Here is a 17,714-nt window from a genome sequence, read left to right as displayed (position 1 = left end):
TCGCTTTTCTCCGCGCGCAGAAACATTGAGACTCCTTGAACAGGCATGCACAGCGCCGGGCCCCGGCCCGGAGGCAAAAAGGAGGCATCAATGACGGCACCTGTCACCAAGGCGCGCGGGGCGCTGGTCCGACGGGCCCTGGGCGCGGCCCTCGTGGGCGCTCTCGCGCTTGCGACGCCCGCGACCTCGGCCCTTGCGGCGGGGCTTGCGCCCACGCTGCGCTCGGCGTCCACCACGCAGATGAGCTCCGCCCCGGAGACCGTCTACGTGAACACCGTGAGCGACCCGACCGAGCGCACCCAGAGCTTCAACAGGAACTGGAAGTTCTACCTCGGCGAGGCCACGGGGGCCAGCGAGGCCGCCTTTGACGACTCCACCTGGGAGAGCGTCAACGTCCCGCACGACTACAGCATCGACCAGGACTACTCGGAGTCGGGCGAGGGCGAGAGCGCCTACAAGCTCGGCGGCGTGGGCTGGTACCGCAAGAGCTTCGAGGTGGGCAAGGAGCTCGCCGGCAAGCGCGTGCGGATCGACTTCGACGGCGTCTACATGAACGCCACCGTCTACATCAACGGCCACGAGCTCGGCACGCACCCCTACGGCTACTCGCCCTTCTCGTTTGACCTCACGCCCTACCTCAACGTGGGCGGCCAGAACACCATCGCGGTGCGCGTGAACCACCAGACCCCGTCCTCGCGCTGGTACTCCGGCTCGGGCATCGGCCGCGACGTCGACCTCGTCATCACCGACCCGGTCCACGTGGCCAAAGACGGCGTCCGCGTGACCACCCCGGACATCGAGAGCGAGCACGCCTCCGGCACCGTGACCACGGCGCTCTCCACCACCCTTGCCAACGAGGGCGAGAAGGACGTGCAGGTGAGCGTCACCCAGTCCGTGCTGCCCAAGGACGGCGGCGCCGCGATCGGCTCCACCACGACCGACCAGACCGTGGCCGCCGGCTCCACCACGACCTTTGACTCGAGCGTGGCCGCCGCCAACCCGACCCTCTGGGACACCGAGAACCCCGCCCTCTACGTCCTGCGCACCGAGGTGAGCGTCGACGGCGCCGTCGTGGACACCTACGACACCACCTTCGGCTACCGCTGGTTTGAGTACGACTCCAACAACGGCTTCTACCTCAACGGCTCCTACCTCAAGCTCCAGGGCGTCTGCCTGCACCACGACCAGGGCTCCCTGGGCTCCGTGGACACCCGCGCCGCCGTCGAGCGCCAGGTGCGCATCATGAAGGAGATGGGCGTCAACTCCATCCGCACCTCCCACAACACGCCCTCCCGCACGCTCGTGGAGGTCTGCGAGGAGGAGGGCATCCTTCTCAACGAGGAGATCTTCGACGGCTGGACCCAGCCCAAGAACGGCAACGTCAACGACTACTCCAACTACTTCGGCGTGGCCATGGGCACCTCCGAGCTCGTGGGCGCCGACGCGGAGAAGACCTGGGCCCAGTGGGACCTCGAGCAGACCATCGCGCGTGACGCGAACTCGCCCTCCGTCATCATGTGGTCCGTGGGCAACGAGATGATCACCGGCACGCCGAGCGGCTCCATCCCCAACTTCGAGACCATCCAGCTGAACCTCATCAACTGGGTGAAGGGCGCCGACCCCACCCGTCCGGCCACGCTCGGCGACAACCAGCTCCTGAGCGGCTCGTGGAACTACCACCCCGACAACCTGGCCAACGCGGGCGGTGTCATCGGCATCAACTACGCCCTTGGCAGCCGCTACGAGAACCTGCACCAGAACAACCCGAGCTGGGTGCTCTACGGCTCCGAGACCGTCTCGGCCACCAACAGCCGCGGCGTCTACGACAACGTGCTCAACAACTCCACGGCGGCCCCCGGCCAGCAGCTCACCTCCTATGACCGCTCCTGCGTGAGCTGGGGCCACCTCGCCTCGCAGGCGTGGTACGACACCGTGCGCTACGACTACGTCATGGGCGAGTACGTGTGGACGGGCTTTGACTACCTCGGCGAGCCCACGCCCTGGAACGGCACCGCGGCGGGCCTGGGCGACGGCTGCTCCGAGTGGCCCTGCCCCAAGAACTCCTACTTCGGCATCGTGGACACCGCGGGCCTGCCCAAGGACTCCTACTACTTCTATCAGAGCCAGTGGAACAAGGACGTCCACACGCTGCACATCCTGCCCGCCTGGAACGACGACGTCGTCTACCGCGACCCCTCCCAGGGCGGCAAGGTGCCCGTGGTCGTCTACACCGACGCCGCGCAGGTCGAGCTCTTCTTCACCCCGGCCGACGGCGGCGCGCCGCAGTCCCTGGGCAAGAAGACCTTCAAGACCGTGGACACCGGCAACAACAGCTACCAGATCGACGAGCAGAACCAGAGCAGCCACACCGGCCTCTACTTCACCTGGTACGTCCCCTACGAGGACGGCACCATCTCCGCCAAGGCCTACGACGCCCAGGGCTCCGAGCTCGACACCGCCGACTGGGAGGGTCGCCAGAGCGTGACCACCACGGGCGAGCCCGCCGCGCTCGTGGCCAGCGTCGACCGCTCCACCATCTCCGCCGACGGCGCGGACCTGGCCTACGTCACCGTGAGCGTGGTGGACGCGGACGGCAACATCGTCCCCGACGCCACCAACAACGTGACCTTTGAGGTCACGGGCGCCGGCGAGCTCGCGGCCGTGGACAACGGCAGCTCCCCGGACTGGCAGTCCTACCGCGACGACAACCGCGACGCCTGGGCCGGCCAGCTCGTGGGCATCGTCCGCGCCGACAGCCGCGGCGGCGACATCACCGTCAAGGTGACCTCCGGCGACCTCAAGGGCGCCACCGTCTCCATCACGGCCGAGCCCACCGCCGACGCCCCCGCCGAGAAGACCGTGGACAGCCTGTTCTTCTCGCGCTACTACTATGTGAAGACCGGCACCCCGCTGACCCTCCCCGAGACCGTGACCGTCACCTACACCGACGGCACCACGGCCGAGAAGAACATCGCGTGGGGCTCCGTCTCCGACGACCAGCTGGCCCAGCCCGGCTCCTTCGAGGTGGCCGGCGAGGTCGAGGGCGCGCGCGTGAGCGCCGTCGTCACCGTGATCGACGACGTGGCGGCCGTGCTCAACTACAGCACGACGACCCCCGTGGGCCAGGTCCCCGCCATGCCCGACACCCGGCCCGGCGCCATGGCCGACGGCACCATCATCAACGCCAACTTCCCCGTGACGTGGCAGATGCCCGAGGACGCCGCCTTTGGTGCCGAGGGCACGGTGGAGGTCTCCGGCACGGCGAGCGTCTTTGGGCGCGACGTCCCCGTGAGCGCGACCGTGCGCGTGCAGAGCCAGACCTACGAGCTGGGCGGCAACATCGCCCAGCAGGGCGGCGGCTCGCTCCTGCGCGTGGAGCAGGACGTCCCGGCCGACCTCCAGTCCGACACCCTCGAGGCCATCGTCGACGGCAGCACGGCCTTCGTGGCCCCTGAGAGCGGCCAGCCCAACACGAGCGTCTGGACCAACTACGACTACGCGCAGTCGGGCGGCACGACCTCGAGCGTGACCATCGTCCTCAACACCTCGCTCGGCGTGGGCCAGGCCAAGGTCTACTTTGTCGACGACGACTGGAGCGCCGCCTACCCCAAGGCCAACACCACCAAGATCGAGGTCTCCGGCGACGGCAGCACGTGGGTGCCCGTCACCTACGAGGAGACCATCGCCGCGGAGGAGACCTCCGAGCACATCAAGCTCTACACCTACGACTTCAGCCCGGTGAACGCCGTCTTCATGCGCTTCACGGTCACGAACTCCGACGAGGTCCAGTCCACGGACCGCCCGTGCGTGGGCATCTCCGAGATCCAGCTCATCTCCGCGACGGGCTCCTACACCACCAACGCCACCGCCCGCCTGGCCTCCCTCACCGTGAACGGGCAGGAGGCCCCCGCCTCCGCGCTCGAGGCCGGAAGCTTTGACACCCCCGCCCTCGTGGCCGACGTTGAGGCCGTGGGCGCGGACAACGCCGCCGTGACGGTGCTCCCGGCCCAGGACGGCGTCGTGAGGATCGTGGTGGAGTCCGAGGACCACACCAGGCGCGAGACCTTTGTCATCAACCTCGGGCAGGAGTCCTCCGGCCCGAGCGCCGAGGACGACTCCCGCGACTACCCGGTCGAGAAGATCACCCCCACCGCGGGCAGCGAGGAGCTGAACGGCGGGGCGAGCGAGGGTCCCGTCAGGCTTGCCTTTGACGGCAACACCTCCACCATGTACCACTCCGCCTGGAACGGCGCCGCCCGCGAGGACCTCTGGGTGGCCATGGAGCTCGAGGAGCCCGCGGCCATCGACGCCCTGCGCTACCTGCCGCGCCAGTCCGGCGGCAACAACGGCAAGGTGCTCGAGTACGCCATCGAGGCGAGCGACGACGGCCAGACCTGGACGACCGTTGCCACCGGCACCTGGGCCGACGACACCGCCTGGAAGATCGCCGAGTTCGACGAGCCGGTGACGGCCCGGTACTTCCGCCTCAAGGGCGTGAAGACCACGACCACCACCCAGGACATCTTCATGTCCGCCGCCGAGATTCGCCTGCGCAAGGCCGAGGAGGCCGTCGACCTCTCCGGCGCCACGGTCAAGGCGCCCGAGACCCTCACGGTCGACCGCGTCGACGCGGAGCACCCGGCGTTCTTCGCGCCCGAGGACGTCTCCGTGACGCTTCCGGACGGCACCGAGCTCACCTACGGCGTGGACTACATCCTCACGTACGAGAACAACACGCAGGAGGGGCAGGCGCTCCTCAGGGTCCGTGGCATCCACGGCGGCACCGTGAACTACACGGGCGAGGTCGAGTTCCCGTTTGTGATCGAGGTGGCCGAGCCCGTGCTCGAGGGCATCTCCGTGACCACGGCGCCCACGCGGGCCCTCTACACGGAGGGCGACGCGCTCGACCCGACCGGCCTTGTGCTCACGCTCGCCATGAGCGATGGCACGTCCCAGACCGTGGCCTACGGCGCGGACAACGCCGACGACTTCACGTTCTCGCCGACGACGCTCGATACGGTCGGCCACCAGGACGTCACCGTCACCTATGGCGGCTTCACGGCCCTCTTCACGGTCACCGTCGAGGAGGCCGGCGGCGAGGAGCCGGGTACCGGCGAGGAGCCTGGCGGTGAGGAGCCGGGCGGCGAGGAGCCTGGTACCGGTGAAGAGCCCGGCACCGGCGAAGAGCCCGGGACGGGTGAGGAGCCCGGCACCGGCGAGCAGCCCGCTGCGGGCGAGAAGCCCGGCTCCGACCGTCCTGCCGGCAGCCGTCCGTCCGGTACGGTTCCCGAGACCGGCGACCCGTCTCTTGCCGCGGGGCTCGTGGCGGCCACGGGAGTCATGGCGCTTCTTGGCGCGCGCCGCGTGGGATCCAGGCGTCGCTAGCCAGCGTACGGAGCGAGGGGGCGTCCATTGGGCGCCCCCTCTTTTTGTTTCAGCAAGTGGTTATTTGATTCAAATACCATAGGAAACGGGACGACCGTTTGTCGGCGCAATGGGGCCGCCCACGGCCTTTGAGGCGCCGTCCGCGCGCGTCATGCCTGAAACTCGATTCACTAGCGACATTTGTGCGGAGGGGCAGTCTGCCTCGACGCGATGGTAAGGAGGTTCTATGGCAGCATCCGGCACCAAGGCGTGCGGGGCCCAGGGAGGGCGCGGCAGGCGGTTCCGCTACGCCCTCGGCGTAGCGCTCGCGGGCGCGCTTGCGCTCGGCACGCCGGCGACGGCGGCGCTTGCGGCAGGGCTCTCGCCCACGCTGCGCTCGCAGTCGACCACGCAGATGGAGTCGACCCCCGAGGTCGTCTACATCAACTCCGTGAGCGACCCCACCATCCGCACCCAGAACTTCAACGACAACTGGAAGTTCAACCTGGGCGACGTGAGCGGCGCCGAGGCCGAGGTCTTCAACGACTCCTCCTGGGAGAACGTGGACCTTCCGCACGACTACAGCATCGACCAGGACTACACCTCCGCCGGCGAGGCCGAGAGCGGCTACAAGCTCGGCGGCATCGGCTGGTACCGCAAGAGCTTTGACGTCTCCGCCGACCTTGAGGGCAAGACCGTCCGCCTTGACTTCGACGGCGTCTACATGGACGCGACGGTCTGGGCGAACGGCCACGAGCTCGGCACGCACCCCTACGGCTACTCGCCCTTCTCGTTTGACATCACCGAGTACCTCAACTACGGCGGCGAGAACGTCATCGCGGTGAAGGTGAACCACCAGACCCCGTCCTCGCGCTGGTACTCCGGCTCGGGCATCGGCCGCGACGTCGACCTCGTCATCACCGACCCGGTCCACGTGGCCAAGGACGGCGTCGTGGTGACCACGCCGAACCTCGCGTCCGGCGACGGCACCACCAACCTCGCCACCACGCTCGAGAACAGCGGCGACGCGGCCGTGGAGGCCGAGGTCGTCCAGACGATCCTCGACGCGAGCGGCCAGAGCGTGGGCACCACCACCACCTCCACCACGGTCGAGGCCGGCGCCACGGCCTCCCTCGAGGCGAGCGTTCAGGTGGACAGCCCCTCCCTCTGGGGCTTTGACAACCCCGCGCTCTACACGGCGCGCACCGAGGTCAAGGTCGCGGGGGAGGTCGTGGACACCTACGACACCACCTTCGGCTACCGCTACTTCTCCTTTGACCAGCAGGGCTTCTCGCTCAACGGCGAGCGCGTCAAGCTCAAGGGCGTGAGCATGCACCACGACCAGGGCGCGCTCGGCTCCGTCAGCACGCGCGACGCCATCGAGCGCCAGGTGCTCATCCTCAAGAACATGGGCGTGAACGCCATCCGCGCCACGCACAACCCCTACGCCGAGGAGTTCGTCGAGGTCTGCAACGAGCACGGCATCCTGGTCATCGAGGAGTTCTTCGACGGCTGGACCGCCGCCAAGAACGGCAACACCTACGACTACTCCCGCTTCTTCAGCCAGACGATCGGCGAGACCGAGCTCATCAACGCCGAGGCCAGCATGACCTGGGCGCAGTATGACCTCCAGGAGACCGTGCGCCGCGACATCAACGCGCCGTCCGTCATCATGTGGTCGCTCGGCAACGAGGTCACCGAGGGCACGAGCGGCGTCGCCAACCTGCCCCAGATCCAGTCCAACCTCATTTCTTGGACCAAGGCCCTTGACGCCACCCGCCCCGTGACCCAGGGCGACAACAACATCAAGGGTGGCGGTACCGCGCAGAACCCGGCCGGCATCGCCGCCGCCGACGGCATCGTGGGCCTCAACTACTGCAGCGGCGCCAACTACGACAGCATTCACAGCCAGCACTCCGACTGGCTCCTGTATGGCTCCGAGACCGCCTCGGCCGTCAACAGCCGCGGCGTCTACAACGTCACCGGCAGCCAGCAGCTCAATTCCGACAAGATGCTCACGTCCTACGACAAGTCCGCCGTGGGTTGGGGCGCCACCGCCTCCTCCGCGTGGTACGAGGTCATCAAGCGCGACTTCATCGGCGGAACCTTCGTGTGGACCGGCTTTGACTACCTCGGCGAGCCCACGCCCAACAACGGCACCGGCGCCGGCTTTGTGAACGGCAACCCCTCGCCCAAGAACTCCTTCTTCGGCATCGTGGACACCGCGGGCCTGCCCAAGGACTCCTACTACTTCTATCAGAGCCAGTGGAACGAGGACGTCCACACGCTCCACGTGCTGCCCGCCTGGAGCGACGACAGCGGCTTCGTCAAGAAGGACAACAATGGCAACATCGAGGTCGTCGTCTACACGGACGCCCCCGGTGCCAAGCTCGTCCTCGTGACGCCCGACGGCCAGGAGAAGGAGGTCGGCGCGGCCAAGTCCTTCAAGACCGTCACCACCGAGGCTGGCTTCACCTACCAGATCGACAAGAACAACGCCAACTCCGACACGGGCCTCTACTTCACGTGGAGCGTCCCCTACGAGGAGGGCACCCTCAAGGCCGTGGCGCTCGACGAGTCCGGCAACCCCATCGACACCTCCGACACCACCGCGTGGCAGGGCCGCCAGAGCGTGTCCACCACGGGTGAGGCCACCCAGCTCGACGCCGAGGTCACCTACAACGCCGACGGCATTACCGCCAACGGCGACGACCTTGCCTACGTCACCGTCTCCATCAAGGACGCCAAGGGCAACATCGTTGCCGACGCCACCGACAAGGTGACCTTTGAGGTCTCCGGCGCGGGCGAGCTCGCGGGCGTGGACAACGGCGTCCAGGCCGACTTCCAGTCCTATCGCGACGACAACCGTGCCGCCCAGGCCGGTCAGCTCGTGGGCATTGTCCGCGCGGGCAAGACCGCTGGCACCATCACCGTCAAGGTGACGGCGAGCGGCATGGCGTCCGACACGGTCACGATTCCCGTCGCGGCCGACGAGGGCAGCGAGACCGGTGAGAAGACCGTCACCGCGGCGTTCTTCTCGCGCTACTACTACGTGCAGACCGGAACCGCCCTCACCCTGCCCGAGCAGGTCGAGGTCCGCTATTCCGACGGCTCGAGCGCAAGCCAGGACGTGACGTGGGACGAGGTCACCTCCGACCAGCTGGCCACTCCCGGCACCTTCCAGGTCACGGGCACCGTTGAGGGCACCAAGATCACGGCAAGCGTGACCGTGCTCGACGGTGTGGCCGACCTGCTCAACTACTCCACCGCCACGCAGCCCGGCGCCAAGCCGATCCTGCCCGACGCCCGTCCTGCGGTCCTGGCCGACGGCACCATCCTCAACGCGAGCTTCCCCGTGAGCTGGGACGAGCCCGGCGAGGACGCCTACGCCAACGCGGGCGACGTGGTGAGCGTCACTGGCACCGCCAACGTCTTTGGCGTCGACCTCGACGTGACCGCCACGGTGCGCGTCCAGGAGGAGGAGCTCGTCCAGGCGGGCAACGTTGGTCCCGACGCCCTCCACGTGGTGCAGGACGAGGCGACCGCCGCCAACCCGTCCGACACCCTCGAGGCCGTGATCGACGGCAGCACCGTCATCGACCCCAACAACGACGGCGGCGCCAACGAGTCCTGCTGGTCCAACTGGAGCTTCGCGCAGGCCGGCGGCACCCAGTCGAGCATCACGATCGACTACGCCACCCAGCAGCGCCTGAACGAGATTACCATCTACTTTGCCGAGGACAGCGGCTCCGGCCGCCTGCCGAGCGACGTCAAGATCGAGGCCTCCGAGAACGGCACCGTCTGGACGACCGTCGACACCGAGGCGACCACCGGCACCAAGGCCAACAGCGTGACGCCGATCACCTACCGCTTTGCCCCGACGACGGGCACCTTCTGGAAGATCACGGTGACCAACTCCACGGCCGCCACGGGCACGAACTTCAAGCCCTGCACCATGATCACCGAGATCGAGCTCATGAAGGTCGAGGGCTCCTTCGCCACCAACAAGACCGCCGAGCTCGCCTCCCTCACGGTGAACGGCGTCGAGGTCCCCGAGGCCACGCTCGCTCAGGGCAGCTACTCCACGCCGGCCCTCTTCGCCGAGGTCGAGGCCGTGGGTGCCGACAACGCCTCCGTGACCGTGCTCCCCGCCGAGAACGACGCGATCGTCATCGTGATCGAGTCCGAGGACCACGCCACGCGCAACACCTTCACGATCAACCTCAACGAGGAGCCCACGCTGGGGCCGGACGACGCCTCGCGCGACTACCCGGTGGACCAGATGACGGTCTCCGCGGGCAGCGAGCAGCCCGGCACGAGCGAGGGTCCCGTCGAGCTGGCCTTTGACAACGACCCGAGCACCCACTACCACTCCAACTGGAGCAGCCTTCCCCCGTTCGACGACCTCTGGGTCGAGATGGACCTCAAGGAGCCTGCGGCCATCGAGGGCCTGCGCTACCTGCCGCGCCAGTCCGGCGGCAGCAACGGCGCCCTGACCGAGTACTCCGTCCAGTACTATGACGAGGCGTCCGGCGCCTGGGTCGAGGCGGCGCACGAGACCGTCGCGTACAACGACAAGAGCTGGCAGTACGCCGAGTTCGACGAGCCGGTCACGGCCCAGAAGTTCCGCATCAAGGCCGTGCACTCCTTCGCGGACTCCGGCAACGACAAGTTCATGTCTGCCGCCGAGATTCGCCTGCGCGAGGCCGCGTCCTACACGGACATCTCCGGTGCGGAGGTCGCGGGCGTGCCCGAGAGCGTCGAGGTCCCGTCGGTTGACGCCGCGCACCCCGTGACGATCGACCCCGAGACCCTGACCGTCACGCTTGACGGCGCCGAGCTCACCTACGGCATCGACTACGTCCTCGGCTACGAGGACAACGCCGCCGCCGGCACCGCCACGCTGATCGTCCAGGGTATCGGCTCCTACTCCGGCAGCGTCACCAAGACCTTTGAGATCGTGGTGACCTCCGCGCCCGAGCCCACGGTCACGGGCATCTCCGTGAGCGCCAAGCCCTCGAAGGCCATCTACCAGGTGGGCGAGTCCCTTGACGCGACCGGCCTTGTGCTCACGCTTGCCATGAGCGACGGCACCACGCAGACCGTGGCCTACTCCACGGAGAACGCGGGCGACTTCGCCTTTGAGCCCAGCACCTTCGAGACGGCCGGCACCACCGACGTCACCGTGACCTACGCCGAGAGGACGGCCACCTTCACGGTCTCCGTCGAGGAGCCCGTGGCCCCCGAGCCCACGGTTGCCTCCATCGAGGTCAAGGCCGCCCCGACCAAGACCGCCTACCAGGTGGGCGACAAGCTCGACGCCTCCGGCCTCGTGCTCTCCGTCACCTACGACAACGGCGAGACCGCCGACGTTGCCTTTGACGATGCCGCCGCGGACTTTGCCTTTGACATCACGCAGTTCAACGCCGCGGGCGAGAAGACGGTCACCGTGACCTACGGCGGCAAGACCGCGACCTTCTCCGTCAGCGTCACCTCCTCGTCCGAGCCTGAGCCCGAGCCCGGCACCGACTACGCCGAGAAGATCGAGAGCCTCATCGACCGCAACGCCGGTCTTGTGAGCACCGACTTCTCCACCGACTCCTGGGCCGCCTACCAGGCCGCCCTCGACGCCGCCAACGCCGTCCTTGCCAACCCGGACGCGACGGCCGAGGAGCTCGAGGCCGCCTACACCGCGCTCAACAACGCGCTCATCGCGCTTGAGCCCGCGGCCGAGCAGCCCGGTGGCGACGAGCCCGGCACCGAGCAGCCCGGCGGCAGCCAGCCGAGCACCGACAAGCCCGGCACCGGCAGCACGCCCTCCGGCTCCGTGCCCGAGACCGGCGACCCGTCCGCTGCCGTTGGCCTTGTGGCCACCGCGGGAGCCGCGCTCTCCGGCCTGGGCGCCGTGCTCAGCGTCCGTCGCCGCCGCTAGTCCAGAGCGCAGACCGTTCTCAGGAGGGGCGTCCCGCAAGGGGCGCCCCTCTTTGCTAACGGACGCGTGACGAGGGCGTCGCGCCAGGGGCGGCGCGGTCTCCGACCGTTCACCGAGGGGCGGTTCTTCTCGCTTGACAACGCGGAAATAGGGGAGAGATAGGGGAATGGCCGTATAAGATGCCATCTGACCTGTGCGTTTGTGCGACGTAAGGTGCCCTTGGCAGAAAGGGGGCGCTCACTGCTGGTTTCATCGTCCCGATACCAGTGGGGCGCTCAGGTGCCGCTGGCCGTTTTATCGCCTGTCCGGAGGCCGGGGTATCGTAACGTAAGAATGCTATTGGACTCAGATTGGAGGACTGTCTTGAAGCGCATTGTGAGACACGTGGCAGCTCTGCTCGCCTGTGCGTTCGCGTTCGTAGCGCTGGTGCTCCCCGCCACGGCCCGTGCCGAGGGCGTGTCGTACCAGATCTACCCGACGCCTCAGAGCATCGAGTATGCCGAGGGCAGCCAGACGCTGCGCGAGAGCGCCAGCGCCGTGGTTGAGAGCGGGATTGACGAGTACACCGTCGCCCGCCTGGAGGAGGCCCTTGCCCTCAAGGGCGTGACCGCCTCCTACGTGGACGAGGTCCCGACCGAGCCGGGCACCACGAGCGTCCTCGTGGGCATCAAGGGCTCGGGCGAGGCGGTCGACGCCTACGTCGAGCAGCTCGTCGAGGACGGCGCGCTGAGCTACGACGCCAGCCTCTTTGAGAAGACGGACGCCTACCTGCTTGCCTCCGTCCCGGCCGCCGACGGCGCGGACCAGATCATCGTCCTGGGCCGCGACACCGACGCCGCCTTCTACGGCCTCACCACGCTCTATCAGATTTTCCAGCAGCTCGACGGTGCCAAGCTGGCCGCCTTTACCTGCGAGGACTACGCCGACGTGGCCACCCGTGGCTTCATCGAGGGCTACTACGGCAACCCCTGGAGCAACGAGGACCGCGCCGAGCTCATGACCTGGGGCGGCTACTACAAGCTCAACGGCTACTTCTACGCCCCCAAGAACGACCCCAAGCACAACTCTAACTGGCGTGACCTCTACACCGAGGATGAGCTCGAGACCCTCATCGAGCCGCTTGCCGAGGCCGGCAACGCCTCCAAGTGCCGCTACCTCTACGCGCTCCACCCCTTCATGTACAACCCCATCACGAGCGCCAACTACAGTGAGACGCTCCCCATCCTCCAGGAGAAGTTCGAGCAGGTCATCGACCACGGCGTCCGTCAGATTGCCATTCTCGCTGACGACGCTGCCAACCAGGGCAACGACCTCTACATCCAGCTCCTCGAGGACATGACCGACTGGATCCATGAGATGCAGGCCAAGACCGACGCAGACGGCAACCTGCTGTACCCCGGTCTCAAGGACACCATCGTCTTCATCCCGGTCAACTACTACGGCCAGGGCGAGGCCTGGTACGCCCAGCTGCCCGAGAACATCGAGGTCGGCAACACCGGCGGCCGCATCTGGGGCAAGGTCGAGAACTCCTTCCTCACCAACTTCAAGAACAACTCCGGCGGCAAGTCCCCGTTCATGTGGATCAACTGGCCGTGCTCCGACAACGACAAGGACGCCCTGCACATGGGCGGCCACAACAACTTCCTGGGCTCCGACGTCAAGCCCGGCGACGTCACCGGCGTCGTCCTGAACCCCATGCAGCAGGCCGAGCCTTCCAAGCAGGGTCTCTTCATGAACGCCGACTTCTCGTGGAACCTCTGGACCTCCACCGAGCACGCCGACCAGACCTGGGAAGACTCCTTCAGCTACATCGATCACAACTCTCCGATCGATAACAAGGGCTCCAACGCCCTGCGCGAGCTCTCCCGCCACATGCTCCGCATGTACGGCGGCGGCGCGACGTGGATCAACGGCGAGTCCTCCGCCATCCAGGAGGAGCTCACCGCCTTCCGCTCCGCCCTCACCGCCGGCACGGTCACGGCTGACCAGTGCGACGAGATGATCGCCATCTTTGAGGAGATCCAGCAGTACGCCGTAGACTACCGCAACAACGCGGGCACGGCCGAGATGCTCGAGCAGATGGATCCCTGGATCAGCACCTGGGACGACCTCACCGCCGCGGCCATCGCGGAGCTCGAGGCCGTCAAGGCCGACCTCTCCGGCGACACCTCCACGCTGCTCTCCAAGTACGCCGAGGGCTCCAGCCTGCTCGACGCGGCCGACAACCACAGCCTGTGGTACATGGACCACTATGAGTACGCTCGCGTGGGCAAGGCCTACATCTATCCCACGGTCACCGCTCTCAACGACTACGTTGCCGAGCGCGCCCAGCTCGTGTCCAACCCGGACGCGATGATCTGGAAGTACATCACCAACCGTGAGGACACCCCCAACGGCAACACCGACACCCTCTTCGACGGTGACACCACCACGGGCGTCAGCTACCAGACCCCCAACCAGCTCACGGCCGGCACCTACTTTGGCTACGAGCAGAGCAAGCCGTTTGACCTCACCCGCTTCACGGTGACCTACAGCTCCGCCAACCCGTCCGACACGCTGCGCACCGGCAACCTCCAGGTGCTGCGCGAGGTGGATGGCGAGAAGGTCTGGCAGGACGTTGAGGGCACTGAGATTTCCAACAACCGTGAGATTGTCTGCGACTTCACGGGCCTAGACGAGAAGGACGTCTATGGCGTTCGCCTGATCGCCACCGAGGATAACTCCGGCAACTGCTGGCTCACGCTCCGCGAGATCGAGATCAACAAGGTCGACGGTGGCGAGGTCGAGGAGCCGACGGTCTACACCGGCACCGTGACCTTCGAGAACATGGTCATTGCCGCCAATGCCGCGCAGAACTCCTCCGACAACAACGTCGAGACCGAGACGCACTATCGCAAGGCCGCTGAGGGCAGCGATCGCGACACCATCCCCGCCGGTGCCACGCTGATCGTCACCTTTGCCGACGGCGGCGTGAACGCCAACAAGCTCACCTTTGCCCAGGGCACCTCCAAGGCCGGTGACGGCATCGATACCGGTGTTATTGAGTACCAGGTTGCCGGCAGCAGCGACTGGGTCAAGGCCGGCGACGTGAACTCCAACACCAAGCAGGAGTTCGTGCTCGACGAGGCCCAGCAGATCCAGGCCGTGCGCGTGGTGAACGGTGCCGACAAGAACGTGTGGTGGCGCGTTGCCGACCTCAACGCCTCTCTCGACACGGGCGCCGAGGCTCCCGCCGAGGTCTCCATCTCCACCAACATCCCGGTCTACCAGACCAACGGCATCGCCAACGCCGCCGACGGCAGCGACGAGACCAGGTTCTGGAGCAGCCGCGAGACCCGTGTTAACGACTACGTGATGCTTGCCTTTGGCGAGTCCAAGTACATCGACACCGTGCGCATGCTCCAGGGCTCCACGGACTGCATCGCAGCGGCTGATCTCTACTACACCACCGACGCCACCCCGACTCAGAACGGCAACTGGGAGAGGTGCGGAACCCTCGGCTCTGCCGCCGAGCAGGAGGTCTCGATCGACCGCGTCCAGGCCACCGGCATCAAGTTCGTGGTGACCCAGGCCAACGGTGACAAGTGGTTCCAGCTCTTCGAGCTCCAGGCCTACGAGAAGTTCTCCTACACCAAGGACAACGTCTGGGCCAACTTTGACCTCAGCGCGGCTGACGTCTCCGCTCGCGTGGGCGATGGCAGCGTCGTGGGCGCCGGCAGCACCACGCTGAACGACGGTCAGATCATCGCCATCGACCTTGGTGCCGTCCGTCGCGAGGTGAGCGTGTCGCCCGCCGAGGGCAACGCCACGCTTGTCTGCTCTCAGAATGGCCTCGAGTGGGTGGAGGCCGCTGACAGCGCCATCACCGCCCGCTACATTGGCTTCAAGGCCAGCACCGATGGTGTTGAGGTTGACATGGCCGACCTCTCCGCTACCTATCTCGACTCCCTTGATCCCACGGTCGAGAAGAGCGACCTCACCATCCCGGGCACCTACGTTGTCTCCAACATCTTCGATGGCGACCCCACCACTACGGCCAAGACCGGCAGCGGCCCCGCCGAGGCTGGCAAGGCGATCGTCTTTGACCTTGGCCAGGAGCGCACGATCAACACGATCGAGTACATGGTCCCCGACAGCACCTATGACTTCATCCGCAACGCCGTGATCGAGGTCGCGGACACGCCTGATGCCGAGACCTGGACCAAGGTCCTTGACATCAACAGCGCCGACATCGTCGAGGACAACGCCGAGACGGCCAAGCTCACCGCCGCTGACGCAACGTGGATGGCGAGCTCCATGGAGTTCCCCAACGTCAAGTACGTGAGCAGCGCCGACCAGGACGATCTGGCTAACCTCAACGCGACTGGCCGCTACCTGCGCATCCGTTTCACGGGCGCGTATACCAACCGCTGGGTTGAGATTGGCGAGCTGCGCATCAACGGCGGCGAGTACGTCTCCACCTACGCCGGCGGCGACTTTGAGAGCACCGTCACCGAGCAGGAGGGCATGACGCCCGACCTCATGATCGACGACAACCTCTCCACCGCGTGGGCGCCCCAGGCTGAGTCCACGGGCACGATGACCTATCACGTGTCCGAGCCGCTCACGGCCGACGGCACCGCCTACGAGGGCGTCCGCATCATCTCCCGCGGCAACCCGACGGGCGCCACGGTCAAGGCCGTTGTCTACACGGACACCACCTTCTCTAAGACGACCGAGGTCACGCTCGGCACGCTCGATCAGGTCTCCCAGGAGTTCCGCTTCGGCGAGTCTCTGAGCCTCACCCGTGACGCTGCTCAGTACACGGCCGTCAAGGACATCATGATCGAGTGGACGGGCGAGACCGTTCCGCAGATCGCCGAGATCTATCTGCTCGACACCGTCAAGTCCGCCGATGTGACCGAGCTCAGCGAACTTATCGCCAAGGCCGAGGCCGTTGACACCTCCACTTGGACCACCGACTCCACCGCCGCCCTCGCCGATGCCGTCGCCGCCGCCGAGAAGGGCGTTGCCAGCGCCGACTACCTCACGGCCGACGCCGTGTCCACGCTGGCCTCCGCGCTCGAGAACGCCATGAACGGTGGCGTGACCAAGTACACGGGCAACCTCCAGGCCCTCGTTGACGAGGCGCTCACGGACGGCACGGGCTACACCACCTCCAGCTGGCAGGCCTACCAGGGCGCCGTCGCCGACGCCAAGGCCGCGCTCGAGGATGCCGACAACCTGTCTCAGGCCAAGGGCGATGAGCTTGCGAAGGCCATTACCGACGCCGAGGCCGCCCTTGCCTACGATGCCACCGCCGCGGACCGCGCCGAGCAGGCTATCGCCGACGTGGAGAAGGTCTACACCGAGGACAAGGCCGGCACCTTCACGGATGCCTCCTGGAAGGCGCTCGCCGACGCCAAGGACGCCCTCGCCACGCTCGTGGCCGACGGCGCCGCGCCGGCCCAGATCGCCGAGGGCACCAGCGCGCTCCGCGATGCCGTGAGCGGCCTCGTCGACGTTACCTCCCTCAAGGCCGCCCTGGCCGAGTTCGAGGGCATCGACGACCCCTCCGTCTATACCGAGGACTCCTTCGCTGCCTACGAGAAGGCATACGAGGCGGGCAAGGCGCTTCTCGCCAGCGGCACCGCCGACGAGGTCTCCGCCGCCGTGACGGCGCTCCAGGAGGCCAAGGCGGGGCTTGTGCTCGACACCACCGAGCCCGTTGACCTTGACAAGGTCATCGCGGACGCCGAGGCGCTGCACGAGGGCGACTACACCGCCACGAGCTGGGCCGCCCTCAAGGACGCCGTCGACGCCGCAAAGGCCGCGCACGACCCGTCCCAGGACGCCGAGCTCGCGCAGGCCATCATCGACGCCCAGGGCGCCCTCGTGAACGTCTTCGCCCTCAAGGACGCTATCGCCGAGGCCGAGGCCCTCGACCTGAGCGGCTACACGGACGCCTCCGTGGCCGCCCTCAAGGACGCCATCGCCTCCGGTCGCGCCCTCCTCGAGGACGGCACCCAGGACGAGGTCAACGATGCCGTCACGGCCATCAAGGACGCCATCAAGGCGCTCGTGACCGACTCCGAGGAGCCCGGTGACACCCAGGAGCCGGGCGACACCCAGGAGCCCGGCGGCTCCGACACCCAGACGCCCGGCGGCTCTGACACCCAGAAGCCGTCCGGCGCCCAGAAGCCCGGCAGCAGCCACACCGGCACGGGCTCCGTCCCCGCGACCGGCGACAACTCGCTGCCCGTCGTGGGCGTGGTCATCGCCGCCGTCGTGGTGGTGGGCGCGGGCATCGCGTTCTACCTCAAGAGCCGCAAGAGCTAGCGCGCTTCGAGCTCAGAGGGAGCAGCCCGAAGGGGCCGCGGGGCAGACGCCTCGCGGCCCCTTTCTCGTGCCGGCCGCCTCGGCGCACGTGACGGTTTTT

General features: G+C 67.2%; 3 protein-coding genes. All 3 read left to right on the top strand.

Annotation, left to right across the window (positions count from 1 at the left end):
* Positions 1–90: 90 nt before the first annotated feature.
* Positions 91–5,385 carry a discoidin domain-containing protein gene (locus tag B5F84_RS05180; protein ID WP_158094493.1) on the top strand — a complete coding sequence of 1,765 codons (5,295 nt, stop codon included), beginning with the start codon at positions 91–93 and terminating at the stop codon, positions 5,383–5,385.
* A 226-nt stretch (positions 5,386–5,611) separates the two neighbouring features.
* Positions 5,612–11,296 carry a discoidin domain-containing protein gene (locus B5F84_RS05175; protein ID WP_204205509.1) on the top strand — a complete coding sequence of 1,895 codons (5,685 nt, stop codon included), beginning with the start codon at positions 5,612–5,614 and terminating at the stop codon, positions 11,294–11,296.
* Between the two features lie 384 nt (positions 11,297–11,680).
* Positions 11,681–17,614, top strand: coding sequence for a beta-N-acetylglucosaminidase domain-containing protein (locus B5F84_RS09745; protein WP_158094492.1), 5,934 nt, complete (start codon positions 11,681–11,683; stop codon positions 17,612–17,614).
* Positions 17,615–17,714: the final 100 nt, after the last annotated feature.

Origin of the sequence: Olsenella sp. An290, from assembly GCF_002159535.1 — a bacterium.
Classification (GTDB): Bacteria; Actinomycetota; Coriobacteriia; order Coriobacteriales; family Atopobiaceae; genus Thermophilibacter.
This window is presented reverse-complemented; position numbering and strand designations above follow the sequence as displayed.

Coding starts and splice junctions, on each gene's coding strand:
- B5F84_RS05180 (WP_158094493.1), top strand. CDS start 91: ATGACGGCACCTGTCACCAAGGCGCGCGGGGCGCTGGTCCGACGGGCC.
- B5F84_RS05175 (WP_204205509.1), top strand. CDS start 5,612: ATGGCAGCATCCGGCACCAAGGCGTGCGGGGCCCAGGGAGGGCGCGGC.